This window comes from Cupriavidus sp. 05N38, assembly GCF_056397345.1.
Map to the genome: position 1 here is coordinate 48,181 of NZ_JBFTNF010000011.1, position 15,622 is coordinate 63,802.

Sequence of the window (15,622 nt, forward strand, 5' to 3'; positions counted from 1 at the left end):
CCTATGCTGTCCTTGTCAGGATTCTTCTAGCGCTGTTGCTCTGCACCACGAACCATGGAAAAAACCGCATTTGTCTTCGCCGGGGGAGGCAGCCTCGGCGCGATCGAAGCCGGCATGCTGCGTGAACTGGTGGCCTGGGGCGTCAAGCCGGACATGGTCATCGGCGCGTCGGCCGGCGCCATCAACGGCGCCTACTACGCCTGCAACCCCCACACCGCCGGCACCGCGAAACTGGAATCGATCTGGCGCAGCCTGCGCCGCGCCGAGGTGATGCCGTGGTCGTGGCGCAGCCTGTTCGGCATGCTGCGCGGGCAGCGCGGCCACCTGGTGGAATCCGCCGCGCTGCGGCGCCTGCTGTCGCACCACTTCGGCGACATGCCGCTGGAGCGAGCCGAAGTCCCGCTCTATGTGGTCGCCACCGATATGCAGAGCGGCGCGGAGGTGGTGCTCTCCTCCGGCAGCCTGGTGCAGGCGGTGCTGGCCAGCGCCGCCATCCCCGGCGTGTTCCCGCCGGTGGCGCTGGGCGGGCGCACGCTGATCGACGGCGGCGTGGCCAACAACACCCCGGTCTCCACCGCCATCCGGCTTGGCGCCACGCGCGTGGTGGTGCTGCCGGCCGGCTTTGCCTGCGCGGCCAGGCGCGAGCCGCGCGGCCCCATCGACCATGCCTTCAATGCGCTGTCGCTGCTGGTGGCGCGCCAACTGGTGCAGGACCTCGAGCGCTGGGCCGACCGGGCGCATATCTCGGTGGTGCCGCCGCTGTGCCCGCTCGATGTTTCCCCGTACGACTATACGCAGTGCGGCACGCTGATCGACCGCGCCGCGGCCGCCACGCTCGCCTGGCTCAATGCCGACGGCCTCAACAACCGGCACATCCCCGGCGCGCTGCACCCGCACTCGCACGACGCGGACAACCCGAGCTGCGATTTCGACCCCAACCAGGCGGCGGCAATGCATGTGCACGAGGCCGACCACGGCCACGCTGGCGAGCACAAGCCCCACGCCGCCCACTAGCACGCTTTGGCCGCGCCGTAATCCGGCTTTGGCATTGGCGAATTGCATGAACCCCGGATCCGGCCAATGATGCCGGATCTCCTTATTTGGCTGGCACGTACATGAGCGCAATCCTGGAAGGCATCAAGGTACTGGACCTGACGCGCGTGGTGGCCGGTCCCTGGGCCACGCAGAACCTGGCCGACATGGGCGCCACCGTCTACAAGATAGAGAAGCCCGGCGACGGCGACGATACCCGCAAGCTGGGGCCCTTCCTGACCGACGCCGACGGCAACGTCACCAACGACTCCGCCTTCTTCCTCGCCGGCAATCGCGGCAAGCAGTCCGTCACCATCGATATCTCCCAGCCCGAGGGCGCCGAGCTGGTGCGCCAGCTGGCCGCGCGCTGCGACGTGGTGGTGGAGAACTACAAAGCCGGCAGCCTGAAGAAATACGGGCTCGACTACGAATCCATCCGCGCGCTGCGCCGCGACATCATCTATTGCTCGGTCACCGGCTTCGSCCCGGACGGCCCCTACAGCGCGCGCCCGGCCTATGACTTCATCCTGCAAGGCATGGCCGGCCTGATGAGCACCTGCGGCCAGCCCGACGGCAGCCCGGGCGGCGCGCCCATGCGCACCGCCATCCCCATCACCGACATCCTCACCGGGCTGTACGCCTCGGTCGCCCTGCTCGGCGCGCTCTACCACCGCCAGGCCACCGGCGAAGGCCAGTACATCGACGCCGCCATGCTGGACGCCTCGGTCGCCGCCAACGGCCACCTCGCGCTCGGCTACCAGATGACCGGCAATCTGCCGCGCCGCGCCGGCAACACCAACCCCGTGGCCTCGCCCTCCGAGGTCTTCCCCTGCCGCGACGGCCACCTGATCGTCGCCGCCGGGAACAACGGGCAGTTCGCCGCCTTGTGCAAGCTGCTCGGCTGTGCCGAGGTCGCCACCGACGAGCGCTTCGTGCAGAACATGGGCCGCGTCGACAACCGCGACGCCCTGCGCGAGATCATCGGCGCGCGCATCGCCGAATGGCAAAGCGCGGATCTGCTCGCAGCCCTGGAGCGCGCCGRCGTGCCCGGCGGCCCGATCAACCAGCTCGACGCGGTCTTCGAGGATGAGCAGGTCAGGCACCGCGACCTGCTGATGCACCTGCCGCACGGGCGCGGCGTCACGGCGCCGAGCCTGCGCAGCCCGCTGCGGTTTTCAGCCACGCCGGTGGTGGTGAAGGCGCCGCCGATGCTCGGAGAACATACCGAGGGCGCGCTCCGGGCGGAGCTGGGCCTGAGCGAGGCGGAAGTGAAGGGCCTGAAGGAGCGCGGGGTATTGTAGGTCTTGCCGCCCCGCGGCCATCACCGCCCCATGCGGAGCGGTGATCCGGCCCCGCCGACCGTTCTTATTGCCCCAGGGCCGTGACAAGACCGGCCTGGCTCTGCAGTTCCACCGTCTGCGCCACGCACAGCGCGTCTTCGGCCTCCAGCAGCGTGCGCTGCACCTGCAGGGTATCGATAAAGGGCGTCTCGCCCGCCCGCCAGGAACGATCGATCTGCTCATAGGCAGCGCGGGCACTGGAAGTCGCGCTTGCCAGCCTGGCAACCCGGTCCCGGCTGCGCGCGGACGCCGCCACCGCGCTCTCGACCTCGGCGACCGCCCTCAGCACCGCGGCGCGATAGGCATAGAGCGCCTGCTCCGCTTCGGCGCGCCGCAGCGTCACCACGCTGCGGCGGCGGTTGCCGTCAAACACGGGCGCGCTGGCGCCGGCCCCCAGCATCCATGCAATTGAGCGCGCCAGCCCCGCGCCGGAGAACCCGTCCGCCACGGCGCCGATCGCGCCGGCCAGTTGCAGGTGCGGCATCAGCTCGGCTTGCGCCACGCCGACGCGCGCATAGGCGGCGACCACCCGGGCCTCGGCCGCCCTGATATCGGGACGCCGGCGCAGCAGCTCGGCCGGCGTCCCGATGCCCGCGGGCGGTGTCCAGCGCGGGCGCGCCGCGAGCGGCTCCATCTGCTGGTAGACCTCCGCGGGCGTGGCCGCCACCAGGATGGACAAGCGGTGCAGCGCGTTCTGCCGCTCCAGCTCGAGCAGCGGCAACTGGGCGAGCGTGGTCTGCGCCTGGGCTTGCGCGCGATCGACGTCCGCCACCGGCAGCGCGCCGGCGTCGAACATCAGGCGCGTCAGCTTTTCCGTCTCCGACTGGTTGCGCGCATTCTCGCTGACCAGCGTCAGCCGGTACTCGAGGCTGCGCGCGGCGAGATAGGTCTGCACGACCTCGGCCGTCACCGCGATCCCGACCGCCCGGGCGTCCTCCTGCGCCGACCTCACGTCGGCCTCGGCCGCGGCCACGCCTTGCCGGATACGGCCAAAGACATCGACTTCCCAGGAAGCTTCGAGGCCTGCCCCGAATGCGTTGGCGGTGACCGGCACCCCCGAGGGGGATTGCGCGGCCGGCAGCCGCCGCCGCGCGGTGTCGATACCCAGGCTGACTTCCGGCAGCCCCTGCGCGGCGGTGCCGGCCCGCAAGGCGCGGGCCGCGTCGATGCGGGCGACCGCCGTCTTCAGGTCCAGGTTCTCGGCCAGCGCGGCATCGACCAGCTTGTCCAGCACGGGATCGCGAAAGCCCTTCCACCAGCCGGACAGATCGGGCACCGCCGCGTCGCTGGCCAGGGAGGCATTGGCATAGCCATCCGCCAGCGGCAGCGGCGTGGGTGCCGCGGGCGGCGCGCCGGCGCAGGCGCCCAGCAACGCGACGGCGGCCAGCAAAGCAGGAATCAGGCGAACGGCGTTCATTGCGTCACCTCCGGCAATGCCAGCGTCGCGGCGTGCGCTCCCCTTCGTCGCGTCACCAGCTTGCGGATGCCGACATAGAACACCGGCGTGAAGACCAGGCCGAACAAGGTGACGCCGATCATGCCGAAGAAGACGGCGGCGCCCACGGCCTGGCGCATCTCGGCGCCCGCGCCCTCGGAGAGGATCAGCGGCAGCACCCCCAGGATAAAGGCGAGCGAGGTCATGATGATCGGGCGCAGCCGTTGCTGGCATGCCTCCACCACCGCCTCGACCAGGGCCACGCCCTGCGCCTCGAGCTGCCGCGCGACCTCCACGATCAGGATCGCGTTCTTCGCCGCCAGCCCCACCAGCACGATAAAGCCGATCTGCGTGAGGATGTTGATGTCCTGTCCCATGCCCTTCACCCCGAGCGACGCCGCCAGCAGGCACATCGGCACGATCAGCAGGATCGACACCGGCAGGCTCCAGCTGCCGTACTGCGCGGCAAGCACCAGGTAGACCAGCAGCACGCACAGCGGGAAGACCAGCAGGCCCGAGTTCCCCGCCGTGCTCTGCTGATAGGACAGGTCGGTCCATTCGAAGGCGATGCCCGGCGGCAGCACTTCGCCGGCCAGCCTTTCCATGGTCCGGATCGCGAACCCGGAGCCGAGCCCGGGCTCGGTATCGCCGCTGATCTCGGTGGCGGGATAGAGGTTGTAGCGCGGCGCCCGGTCCACCCCGGGCCGTTGCTCGATGCGCGTCACGCTGCCCACTGGCACCATGTTTCCATCCTTGTTGCGCACCTTCAGGCGCGCCAGGTCCTCGGCGGTGACGCGGAACGGCAGGTCGGCCTGCGCCGTGACGCGATAGGTGCGCCCGAGGATGTTGAAGTCGTTGATATACGTGGAGCCGAAATAGGTTTCCACCGCGTCGTTGATCTCCTTGCTTGGCACGCCCAGCATTTCCGCCTTCTCGCGGTCCAGCTCGACGAAGACTTGCGGCGTGGCGGCAGAGTACGGCGAGTAGACGCCGACCATGCCTGGCGTCTTGCCGGCCGCTGCGACCAGGTCTTCGGTGGCCTTCGCCAGCGCCGCCGTGCCCAGCCCGCCGCGGTCCTCCAGGCGCATGGAGAAACCGCCCGTGCTGCCCAGACCCTGCACCGGCGGCGGCATGGCCACCACGATCGAGGCTTCGGTGATGCCCGCCAGCCGGCCGCGCAGGTCCGCGGCGATCTTGTCGATGGTAAGGCCCAGCGGCTTGCGCTCGGCCCACGGCTTGAACACGGGGAACAGGCCGGCATTGCTCGCGGAGTTGGTGCCGGTGGCGGCCGAGACGCCGGAGAATACCGGCACCCGCGCCACGCCCGGCACCTGCAGGGCGATGTCCTCTATCTTGCGGGCCACGGCACTGGTGCGTTCCAGCGTGGCGCCATCGGGCATCCGCACCAGGACCACCAGGTAGCCGCGGTCCTGCTGCGGGATAAAGCCCTTCGGCGTCGATGCCAGCAGGTACAGCGTCGCCCCGATCAGCAGCACGTAGAGCCCGAGCATTGCCGGCATCGCCGCCACGACGCGGCGCACCAGCCTGCCGTACGCCTGCGCAAGACGCTCGAAGCCCCGGTTGAATGCCGCCGCCAGGCGCCGCATGCGCCCGCGCAGGCCGGTGGCGTCCGTGGCCGGCTCGCCGTGCTGGTGCCGCTTGAGGATCGAAGCGGCCAGCGCCGGCGCGAGGGTGATGGAGCTGAAGAACGAGATCGCGGTGGAAACGGCGATGGTCACCCCGAACTGCCGGAAGAACTGCCCCGAGATGCCGCTGATAAAGGCGGTCGGCACGAACACCGCGCACAGCACCAGCGTGATGGCGAACAGGGCGCCGCCCACTTCCTTCATGGTCAGCAGCGTGGCATCGCGCGGGCTGGCCCCGCCGGCGAGATGGCGCTCGACGTTCTCCACCACGACGATGGCGTTGTCCACCACGATGCCCACCRCCAGCACCAGCCCGAACAGCGTGAGGTTGTTGATCGAGTAGCCCAGCATCGCCATCACCGCGAAGGTCCCCACCAGCGACACCGGGATGGCGAGGATGGGGATGATGGACGCGCGCCACCCTTGCAGGAAGACCAGCACCACCAGCACGACCAGCACCACGGCTTCGTAGATGGTCTTGACCAGTTCGTCGATGCTGTCGCCGATGAACTCGGTCGGGTTGTAGCCGATGTTGTAGACGATGCCCTTGGGAAAGTCCTTGCCCAGGCGGGCCATGGTCTTCTCGACCGCGGCCATGGTGGCGACCGCGTTGGCCCCCGGCCGCTGCAGCACCTGCAGGGCAATGGTGGGATTGCGCAGCATATAGCTGTCCGTGGCATAGGCGAGCGCGCCTACTTCCACGCGCGCCACGTCCTTGAGGCGGACAATGCGGCCGTCCGCGCCCTGCTTGACGATGATATTGCTGAAATCGGCCGGCTCCTTGAGCCGCCCCTCGAAGATCAGGTTGGGCTGGAAGGCCTGGGCACTGATCGGCGGCTGCGCGACCACGCCGCCCGCCACCTGGGTGTTCTGCGCGCGAACCGCCGCGATCACGTCGCCCGGGGCCAGGCTGAACGAAGCCACGCGCTCGGGATCGAGCCAGATGCGCATCGCGTATTCGCGCGCGCCCAGCGGGTTGATATCGCCCACGCCGTCGATGCGCTTGAGGGCGTCGGCCACGTTGCGGATGGCGTAGTTCGAGACGTAGAGCTGGTCGTAGCTCTTGTCCGGCGAATACAGGAAGATGGTGGCCAGCTGGGTCGGCGACGACTTGCGCACCGAGACCCCGCTGCGCTGCACCGGCTCCGGCAGCCGCGGGGTGGCCAGCGCTACGCGGTTCTGCACCAGCACCTGGGCCTTGTCGACATCGGTGCCGGGCTTGAACGTGACGGTGATGTTCAGGCCACCGTCGGAGGTGGCCTGGCTGTACATGTAGATCATGTCCTCCACGCCGTTGACCTCCAGCTCGATCGGCGTCGACACGGTCTGCGATACCGTCTCGGCCGAGGCGCCGGGATAGCTGGCCTGGATCACCACGGTGGGCGGCGCGATCTCCGGGTACTCGGACACGGCCAGCGAGAAATACGCCAGGCCGCCCACGATGGTCAGGACGATGGACAGCACGATGGCAAGCACCGGCTGCTCCACGGATATGCGGCCGATATTCATGGCGTGGCCTCCGGCTTGCCTTGCTGCGCCAGCCTGGACTCCGCGGCCCGCGCCCTGGGCGTGACGGCTTCCCCGGCGCGCACGCGCTGGAAGCCTTCCACGATGACGTTGTCGCTGGCCTGCAGGCCCGAGGCGATCTCCCGCAGATTGCCGAACAGCTTGCCCAGCGTCACCGCGCGCACTTCCACGGTCTGGTCTGGCTTGACGAGATAGAGCACGCGACGCGTGGCGTCGGTGGCGACGGCGGCGTCGGGGACCAGCAGCGCGGCATGGGGCGTGGTGCTGGCGAGATGCACGCGGCCGAACTGCCCGGGGCTCAGCGCCAGGTCCGGGTTGGGCACCCTGGCGCGTTGCCTGAGCGTGCCGGTCGAACTGTCCAGACGGTTCTCCACGAAGTTCATCTTGCCGGCGAGCGTGGGCTGCGCATCGCCGGGCAGGGAGATCGTGACCTCCCTGCCCGCCCCCGCGCCGCCACCCTGCCCGCCTGCCGCCGTCGCGCGGACGTACCTCAGGTAGCTCTGCTCGTCCACATCGAAATAGATGTCGATCGGATCCTGCGAGACGATGCTGGTCAGCACGGTTGCCGCGCTGTCGCCGCCCCGCACCAGGTTCCCTTCGCTGACCTGCTTGCGGCTGATCCGGCCCGACATCGGCGCGGCGATGCGCGTGAAGGAAAGCTCCAGCCTGGCCCGGGCAAGCGTGCCCTGCGCGCTGGTGACTTCGGCGCGCGCGCCCTGTACCGCCTGCTTGCGCTGGTCGAACAGGCTCCTGGCGATCGTATTGGTCCCGATCAGCACGTTGGCGCGCTCGAACTCCTGCTCGCTCAGGGCCAGCTGCGAGCGCGCCTTTGCCAGCGCCCCCTCGGCCTCCATGACGGCAGCCTGGAAGGGACGGGGATCGATCACGAAGAGGAGGTCGCCCTTCTTGACGAAGGCCCCGTCCTGGAAGGCGATCTTCTCGAGATAGCCGCTGACGCGCGAGCGCACTTCCACCGCGTCGGTAGCCTCGAAGCGGCCCGTGTAGGTGTCCACGTCCTGCACCTCGCGCGCGGCGGGCTTGCTCACCGTCACGGTCTGCCGCGCGGGCTTGCCGACATCTTCCGACCGGCAGCCCGACATCAGTGCCAGGGCCGCCAGCGGCAGCGCAACAAGCACGGCCGCCCGCGCCAGGCGCCGGGTCCGTAAATTCTGTTTCATTGGGATTCCTGTACGCATTTCCGTGCCCGCCGGCTATCCGGGGGCATGCCGGTTGCTGCCGCCGGCGCGGGACCCTGCCTGGCGTCCCGCCCGGCGCGCCGGCATGCGCGCTGTGGCGATGGCTTACGCGCGCGCGCCGTCGGTGAAAGGATCGGCCTTGGTGCGGGCGCCGTCGGTGAAGGTGTCGCGCTGGCGCGCCGGATCCGCCGACGGTCCGCTGCGGTCGAGCCCGGCGATGCGCGCGCCGGCCAGGTAGGGATCGACACGGGCATGGGCACCGTCGGCGCGGGCATCGCGCTCGCGGGCAAGCGCGCCCTGCACGGCGGTGTTGCGTGCCGCCCTGTCGACGACGTGGTTCACATAGGCGGCCTGCGCCGAGCCGGCGAACACAGTGGCGGCGAGCGCGGCGGCGGTGATGAGGGTCCTGGCATTCATGATGATCTCCATGGCGTTACGGTGTATCGACGCTCGCAATGAGCGCGATGCGTGGCGGGGTGTCCCGGCTGGGGCCTGCCGCACGCTGTGCAACGAAGTATGGAGAGCCGGTGGCGCGAGAAAAACCGCCGCGCGGGCATAAGAGACTTGAATTCGCTGCAACAATGGCAGCGCGCCGGCCGCCCCCCGCGCGGACGCGCCAGGGGCCGGCGGCCATTCTTGACCGGCGCACAAGGATGATTTGCGCGCACGCAGGTTTTTCGGCGCCGCGGGTTTCCGGATAATCCGTGCCCGAGATCAGGCGAGACATCCGCCTGCCCGGGCCCGATGACCATCCACGAATTCGCCGCGCTGCCGGCGGCGCTGGCCGCCCGCAAGTGCGGCCATGCGCGCGGCAGGCAACTGGCCAGGCGGTGAGCGCACGCCGCGTCCGCCAGCACGACGGACGCGGCGCCAGGGTAGCGAAGCGCGTCAGGCGATGCCGAAGCCGCCATCCACCGGCAGGATCACCCCGGTCACATACTGGGCGTCCTCGGAGCAGAGGAACCGCACCACGCGCGCCACGTCGCGCGGCACGCCCCAGCGGCGCATCGGCAGCCGCGCCATGATGGCGGCGCTGCGCTCCGGATTGTCGAGCGCGCCGGCCGACAGGCGCGTGCGGATCCAGCCCGGCGCGACCGCGTTGACCCGCACGCCGTGCGGCGCCAGCGCGGCGGCGTACGAGCGCGTCAGGCCCAGGATGCCGGCCTTGCTGGCGGCATAGGCCGGATTGTTGGCCGAGCCGAAATAGCTCCACATCGACGCGATATTCACCACCGCGCCACGGGCGCGCACCAGGCGCTCCTGCAGCACGCTGCTGAGGATCTGCGATCCGTTCAGGTTCACGTCGACCACGGCGCGGAAGCCTTCCGGCGTGAATTCATTGCCCTCGTGCCGGATGATGCCGGCGGCGTTTACCAGCACCGCCACCTCGTCGAGGTCCGCCACGGCGGCCCGCGCGTGCTCGGCCGAGGTCACGTCGAGCTGGCGGAATGCCAGCCCGCCGGGCAGGTCCGCATCGGCATCCATGCCGAGGCAGACCACGCGCATCCCCGTCGCGTTCAGTTCTTCGGCAATGGCCCGGCCAATGCCGGTGCCGCCCCCCGTGACTACCGCTACAGCTTGTTCCATCTTTCCTGACTCCTGTTGGTCTTGCATCGGGCCGAGCCCTTGGACGCCTGCACTAGACGCCGAGATAGGTTGCGCGCAGGTGCGGGTTGGCAAGCAGTTCCCTGCCCGTTCCCGCGAGCGCGATCGTGCCGCTTTCGATCACATAGCCGTAGTCCGCCATGTCCAGCACCTGGTTGACGTTCTGCTCGATGACCAGGACGGCGAGGTCGCGCTCCTTGAGGCGGCGGATGCTGTCGAACAGCCGGTCGACCATGATCGGCGCCAGCCCCAGCGACGGCTCGTCGAGCGCCAGCACGCGGGGCATCGCCATCAGCGCGCGCCCCACCGCCAGCATCTGCTGCTGTCCGCCCGACAAGGTGGAGGCCGCCAGCTTCTGGCGCTCCTCCAGGATCGGGAACAGCGTGAACACTTCGCGCAGGCTCTGCGCGCGGCGCTGGCGCGCGCGCGCGTTGCTGGCGCCGATCAGCAGGTTCTCCAGGATCGACATGCCGAGGAACAACTGCTTGCCCTCCGGCGACTGGACAAAGCCCTCCAGCACCACCTCGTGCGGGGCCAGCCCGCCGATATCCTTGCCATTCAGGCGCACCGTGCCCCGCTTGCGGCGCAGCAGGCCCGACACCGTGCGCAGGAAGGTGGTCTTGCCGGCACCGTTGGCGCCGATCAGCGCCGTGATCGAGCGCGGCGCGAGCGACATGCTGACGCCGCGCAGGATCTGCTGCTCGCCGTATCCGGACCAGATATCGCTGACTTCAAGCACTGGCGCTGACATAGCCCTCTCCAAAATAAGCCTTCAGTACCTGCGGCATCTTCACCACTTCCGCCGGCACGCCGTCGGCGATCAGCCGTCCCTGCTCCATCACGATGACGCGGTCCGACAGGCCCATGATCACCTTCATCACATGCTCCACGATCAGTACGGTGATGCCGCGGTCGCGCACCTTGCGCACCAGTTCGACCATCTCGCCCGCCTCGTTCGGCGTGGCGCCGGCAACCACCTCGTCCATCAGCAGCAGGCGCGGGCTGGTGGCCAGCGCGCGGCCAAGCTCGAGCTTGCGCTTGTCGAACGCGGTCAGGTCGTTGGCATCGGTGTCCGCGCGCTGCGCCAGGCCCAGGAACTCCAGGCAGGCGTAGGCTTCGTCGCGCACCCTGGCGCGCGAGGCGCCCCGCGCGAAGCCGCCCACCATGACGTTCTCCAGCGCGCTCAGCCCGCCGAACGGCTTCGACAACTGGAAGGTGCGCGCGATGCCGCTGGCGCAGATCTGGTAAGGCTCGCAGCCGCGGATCTGCTTGCCCCCGAACAGGATCTCGCCTTCGTCCGCCTTGATGAAGCCCGCGATCAGGTTGAAGGCCGTGGTCTTGCCGGCGCCGTTGGGGCCGAGCAGGCCCAGGATCTCGCCGCTGCCGACGGTGAACGAAAGCTGGTTCACCGCCTGCAGGCCGCCGAAGCGCTTCGAGATGGATTTCACTTCAAGTAGGTTTTGCATGGTGTCCTCCCGCTAGACCTTGCGCGTGGCAGCCGTGTCCACCGCCGCGCGCCGCCTGGCGCGTGGTTGCAGCAGGCGCTCGAGCGGGCCGATGATGCCCTTGGGAAAGTAGAGCACCGCGCCGATCAGCACCAGGCCATAGATCACCAGGTGCAGTCCGAGGAAGCGCCCGGCGAAATAGGTCCGCGTGAACTCGGCGATCGGGTGCAGCACGAAGGCGCCCAGCACCGGGCCGATGATGGTGCCCTGCCCGCCGACGATGGCCATGATCGCAGCGTCGATCGACAGGTCCAGGCCCATGTTCCGCTCCGGGTTGATGTAGCGGAAGAACTGCGCGTAGAAGGCGCCGCCGAGGCCGGTCATGAAGGCGCTGATCGCCAGGGCGATCAGCGGGTACTTCGTGGTGCTGACCCCCACCGCCTGCGCCGCGGCCTCGTCGCCGCGGATTGCCTTCAGGTAGTAGCCCAGGCGCGAGCGCTCCAGCGCGTAGGTGGCCAGCAGCATCGCCACCAGCATGGCAAGGATGATGTAGTAGTAAGGCACCTTGCCATCGAACTGGAAGACCGCCCAGCCCCCCGCCGACGGCGGAATCACCAGGCCCTGCGCGCCCTTGAGCGGAATGCCGAGGAATTCGTCGGTGTTCTCGATCCAGATGCGCACGATCTCGGCGAAGGCGATCGTGGTCAGCGTGAAATACGGCCCCTTGAGCTTGAAGGTCGGATAGCCGATGCACACGGACAGCAGCGCCGCGGCCAGCCCGCCGGCGAGCATGCCGAGCCAGGGCGACACGCCCAGCCCGGTGAACAGCAGCACGGTGACATAGCCGGCGCCCCCGGCGAAGACCGAGTGCCCGAGCGAAAGCTGCCCGACATAGCCGCACACGAAGTTCCATGCCGACGCCATGTAGGCGAAGTACAGCACCATCACGAGCGAGTGCAGCGCGTAGCTGTCCTTGACGAACAGGGGCAGCACGACAGCTGCGCACAGCAGCGGCATGCCCAGCACCAGGTTGATATTGGTCCTTGACGACGTCATACGGAGGTCCCCCTCATTTGCGGCCTAGCAGGCCGTTCGGCCGGACCAGCAGGACAATGATGAACAGGCAGAACGAGAAGACCGACGCGGACGTGGCGGTCACGAACTGCGAAGAGAACGATTCGAACACTCCCAGCACCAGCCCGCCGAGCAGGGAGCCCGGAATCGAGCCGATGCCGCCCAGCACCACCACCAGGAAGGACTTGATGCCGAAGCCCAGGCCGGTGGTGGGCGAGACGGAAAGGAAGGGCACCAGCAGCGCGCCGAACAAGCCGAGGATGCCGGCGCCGATGCCGAAGGTCACGTTGTAGATGCGGCCTACGTTGATGCCCGACAGCGCCGCCGCCTCGCGGTTCTGCGCGGTGGCGCGGATCTTCCGGCCGGTGTCGGTGAAACGCAGCCAGTAGGCCAGGCCGGCGGAAACGGCAACCGCGGCCGCGCACGCGATGAGGCGCGGCACGTTCACGGGCAGGCCGCCGATGTCGATCGAGCCGCTCAGCACATCGGAGGTCACGGTGCGCACATCCGGGCCGAAACCCATCAGGATTGCGTTGTCGATGACAAGGAAGACGCCGGTGGTGAGCAACAGCGCGCCAAGCGGCTCGACCACCATGGTGGTCTCGCGCCGGAACAGCGGCGCGATGACGACGGCCTGGGTGAAATAGCCGAGCAGGAACAGCAGCGGCACCGTCAGCAAGGCCGTGGCATACGGATGGATGCCGAACACCGACCAGATCAGGTAACTGAGATACATGGCGAGCATCAGGAAGGAGCCGTGCGCGAAGTTGATCACCCTCAGCACACCGAAGATGAGACTCAGGCCCAGCGCGATACCTCCGTAGATCCCGCCGAGCAGTACGCCGTTGACGACGGCGTAAGCCAGAATGATTGGGTCCATATACCTACCTCGATTGGGCACGGCCGGCCGCGGCCGCCGTGCGGGATGTGACGGTCCGGCGCCCGCGCCGGACCGTGCGACTGCGCGGGGGGCTCAGCGCGCGCCGGGTGCCGGCAGCGGCCACACCGGCTTGACGCCCGCGAGCCGGTTGTCCGCCGGCCAGATGGTGCGACGCTCGCCGTTCAGGTTCTGCGAGATCACGCCATGGGCAAAGGTGTTCTGGCCCTGGGCGTCGAACTTGATGCGCTGGTAGCCCGTGACAAGCGCCGGCCCGCTGGCGATGTCGGTGGCCGCGAGCGCATTGCGCACCTTCTCCCGGTCGACGGAGGCGGCACGCTCCAGCGCATCCTTGACGATGTACACGTTGGACACGCCCTGGGCGCCATACGAGTTCATGCCGTAGCCCAGTGCCGCCTTGAACCTGGCATCCGCGGCGATGAGCACGGGGTCCTTGGCGGCCCGCATGATGTCGACCTGGAAGTCATCCTGCACGAACATGTACTCGACGGCCTTGGGCGACACCGCCTTATAGAAGTTCGGGTCTTCCGAACCGCCGCCCACCGAGTGCACGCCGTACGGGATATAGAGCCGGCTTTCGGCAAGCTGGCGCGTGAAGAGGATGTGATCCGGCGTATAGGCCACCACGATCAGGGCATCCGGCTTCGCGCTGCGGATCTTCAGCAACTGCGCGGACAGGTCGGTCTGGTTGGGCGGGTACGATTCATCGAGCGAGATCGCATAGCCGCGCTCCTTGGCCAGCTTCTTGATATTGGCCGCATGCGAGCGTCCCCAGTCGGTGCCTTCGTAGAAGAGGCCGATCGTCCTGGGCCCGTTGCCGGTCTCCTTCTTGAGCAGGTCCAGTGCGTCGATCTGCTCGCGCGCGTCGTAGATGGCCTTGTTGTTCGGGCGGAATACGTACTTGAAGCCGCGCTCGGTGATCTCGTCCTTGACCGCGCCGGTCACCAGCCAGGACACCTTGTAGCGCTCCGCGACCTCGGATGCCGGGAAAGTCACCGCGCTGTTGTAGGCGCCCACGATCAGGGGAACGTTCTCGCGCTGGATCAGGCGCTCGGTTTCCGCCACGCCCACGTCGGGCTTCGACTGGCTGTCGGCGAAGATCAGCTTGAGCCTGGCGCCCCCGAGCGAGCGGATGCCGCCCGCCTGGTTGATCTGCTCCGCGGCGATCTCCGCGCCCAGCTTGGTCTGGTTGCCGATGGTGGCGGCGCCGCCCGACAGCGGCAGCACGAATCCGATCGGCACTTCCCTGACCTGGGCAAGGGCCGTGGCGCATGCCAGCGCGGCGCCCATGCCAGCCGCCAGCAGGAACCCGCGCCGGGTTCTTGAAATAAGGGTACGCATATTGTCTCCTGTGTCGAATCGACTCTGTCTTGTTCTGGCAAAGGCGGATGCCTGCGACGCGGCGGACAGGCCGGTGCCGTGTCCGCCGCCGCCGGGTCCGCCTATGACGCGATGACTTGCCGCGCCAGCTGCTCGACGCCATTCGCATCGAGCTTGTAGTGCGCGTAGAGATGCGTCGGCGGTGCGATCAGGCTGTACTCGTCGAGGATGCCGTGGCGCACCAGGCGCACCCCCGCGCCGGCATCGGCCAGGACTTCCGCCACCGCGCCGCCGAGGCCGCCGAGCACGTTGTGCTCTTCCACTGTCATCAGCACGCGCGAACGCGCGGCAGCGCGCATGACGGCATCGCGGTCGAGCGGCTTGACCGTCGCCATGTCGATCATCCCGACCGAGTGCCCCGCGGCGTTGAGCCGCCTGGCGGCCTCCAGCGCGGGATGCACGCTCGAGCCGGTGGCGATCAGCGTGAGCTCCTCGCCCTGGAGGTGCTCGATGGCCTTGCCGAACTCGAACGCAATGCCGTCCTCATAGACCTGCGGCTCGCGCCCCCGGCCGATGCGGAAGTAGATCGGCTGCGCGTGGCCGGCCGAGGCCTTGATGGCGGCGCGCAGTTGCGGACCGTCCGCAGGCGCCACTACGGTCAGGTCGGCAATCGAGCGCATGATGGCCAGGTCTTCGGTGGCGTGGTGCGACGTGCCATAGAAGCCCAGCGAGATACCGGCGTGGTGGCCGATCAGGCGGACCGGCAGGCCCGAATAGGCCACGTCCATGCGGATCTGCTCGCAGCACAGCAGCGCGAGGAAGGATGCAAAGGTCGCGACGAACGGCGTGTAGCCGACGCTGGCCATGCCCGCCGCCGCGGTCACCATGTTCTGCTCGGAGATGCCGAACTGGATATAGCGCTCGGGGAAGCGCTGCGCGAAGCGGGCCAGCCCGTTCGAATATTGCAGGTCGGCCGAGCCGGCGAGCACCGGCGCGCCGGCTTCGACCAGGTCGGTCAGGCCGTCGGATAGGTAGCTGAGGCCGGGCGTGATGGCGTTCAGGCCCCGGTACTGCCAGGAGTCCTTGGAAAGTGGCTGGTTCATG

At 68.7% G+C, this 15,622-nt stretch carries 13 protein-coding genes; 2 read left to right on the plus strand and 11 right to left on the minus strand.

Features of this window, described 5'->3' with window-relative positions; all coding sequences use genetic code 11:
* Positions 1 to 54 precede the first annotated feature (54 nt).
* Complete coding sequence (locus tag AC1DK4_RS10760; protein ID WP_441614259.1) at positions 55 to 1,014, plus strand: patatin-like phospholipase family protein; 960 nt, start codon at positions 55 to 57, stop codon at positions 1,012 to 1,014.
* A gap of 101 nt (positions 1,015 to 1,115) precedes the next feature.
* A complete protein-coding gene (locus AC1DK4_RS10765; RefSeq protein WP_477131521.1) occupies positions 1,116 to 2,333 on the plus strand; it encodes a CaiB/BaiF CoA transferase family protein in 1,218 nt (405 codons plus the stop codon).
* 64 nt (positions 2,334 to 2,397) lie between these two features.
* Here AC1DK4_RS10765 and AC1DK4_RS10770 read toward each other — a convergent pair whose 3' ends face one another.
* The 11 genes from AC1DK4_RS10770 to AC1DK4_RS10820 form a co-directional block, all read right to left on the minus strand.
* A complete protein-coding gene (locus AC1DK4_RS10770; RefSeq protein WP_441614257.1) occupies positions 2,398 to 3,789 on the minus strand; it encodes an efflux transporter outer membrane subunit in 1,392 nt (463 codons plus the stop codon).
* Complete coding sequence (locus AC1DK4_RS10775; protein WP_477131522.1) at positions 3,786 to 6,962, minus strand: efflux RND transporter permease subunit; 3,177 nt, start codon at positions 6,960 to 6,962, stop codon at positions 3,786 to 3,788. Before AC1DK4_RS10775 ends, AC1DK4_RS10770 begins: the two co-directional genes overlap by 4 nt.
* Positions 6,959 to 8,158, minus strand: a complete 1,200-nt coding sequence (locus AC1DK4_RS10780; protein WP_441614255.1) for an efflux RND transporter periplasmic adaptor subunit — start codon at positions 8,156 to 8,158, stop codon at positions 6,959 to 6,961. The genes AC1DK4_RS10775 and AC1DK4_RS10780 overlap by 4 nt, the downstream gene beginning before the upstream one ends.
* A gap of 123 nt (positions 8,159 to 8,281) precedes the next feature.
* Entirely contained in the window at positions 8,282 to 8,593 is a 312-nt protein-coding gene (locus AC1DK4_RS10785; protein ID WP_441614254.1) for a hypothetical protein, read from the minus strand.
* 471 nt (positions 8,594 to 9,064) lie between these two features.
* A complete protein-coding gene (locus AC1DK4_RS10790; RefSeq protein ID WP_441614253.1) occupies positions 9,065 to 9,763 on the minus strand; it encodes an SDR family NAD(P)-dependent oxidoreductase in 699 nt (232 codons plus the stop codon).
* Between the two features lie 52 nt (positions 9,764 to 9,815).
* Positions 9,816 to 10,532, minus strand: coding sequence for an ABC transporter ATP-binding protein (locus AC1DK4_RS10795; RefSeq protein WP_441614252.1), 717 nt, complete (start codon positions 10,530 to 10,532; stop codon positions 9,816 to 9,818).
* Positions 10,513 to 11,247 (minus strand): ABC transporter ATP-binding protein, encoded by a 735-nt coding sequence (locus AC1DK4_RS10800; protein ID WP_441614251.1) that lies wholly within the window; start codon positions 11,245 to 11,247, stop codon positions 10,513 to 10,515. Before AC1DK4_RS10800 ends, AC1DK4_RS10795 begins: the two co-directional genes overlap by 20 nt.
* Before the next feature lie 12 nt (positions 11,248 to 11,259).
* Positions 11,260 to 12,282 (minus strand): branched-chain amino acid ABC transporter permease, encoded by a 1,023-nt coding sequence (locus tag AC1DK4_RS10805; protein WP_441643234.1) that lies wholly within the window; start codon positions 12,280 to 12,282, stop codon positions 11,260 to 11,262.
* Between the two features lie 13 nt (positions 12,283 to 12,295).
* Positions 12,296 to 13,180, minus strand: coding sequence for a branched-chain amino acid ABC transporter permease (locus AC1DK4_RS10810; RefSeq protein ID WP_441614249.1), 885 nt, complete (start codon positions 13,178 to 13,180; stop codon positions 12,296 to 12,298).
* Positions 13,181 to 13,273: 93 nt separating this feature from the next.
* Complete coding sequence (locus tag AC1DK4_RS10815; RefSeq protein WP_441614248.1) at positions 13,274 to 14,539, minus strand: ABC transporter substrate-binding protein; 1,266 nt, start codon at positions 14,537 to 14,539, stop codon at positions 13,274 to 13,276.
* A 101-nt stretch (positions 14,540 to 14,640) separates the two neighbouring features.
* Complete coding sequence (locus AC1DK4_RS10820; RefSeq protein ID WP_441614247.1) at positions 14,641 to 15,621, minus strand: transketolase family protein; 981 nt, start codon at positions 15,619 to 15,621, stop codon at positions 14,641 to 14,643.
* Position 15,622 lies beyond the last annotated feature (1 nt).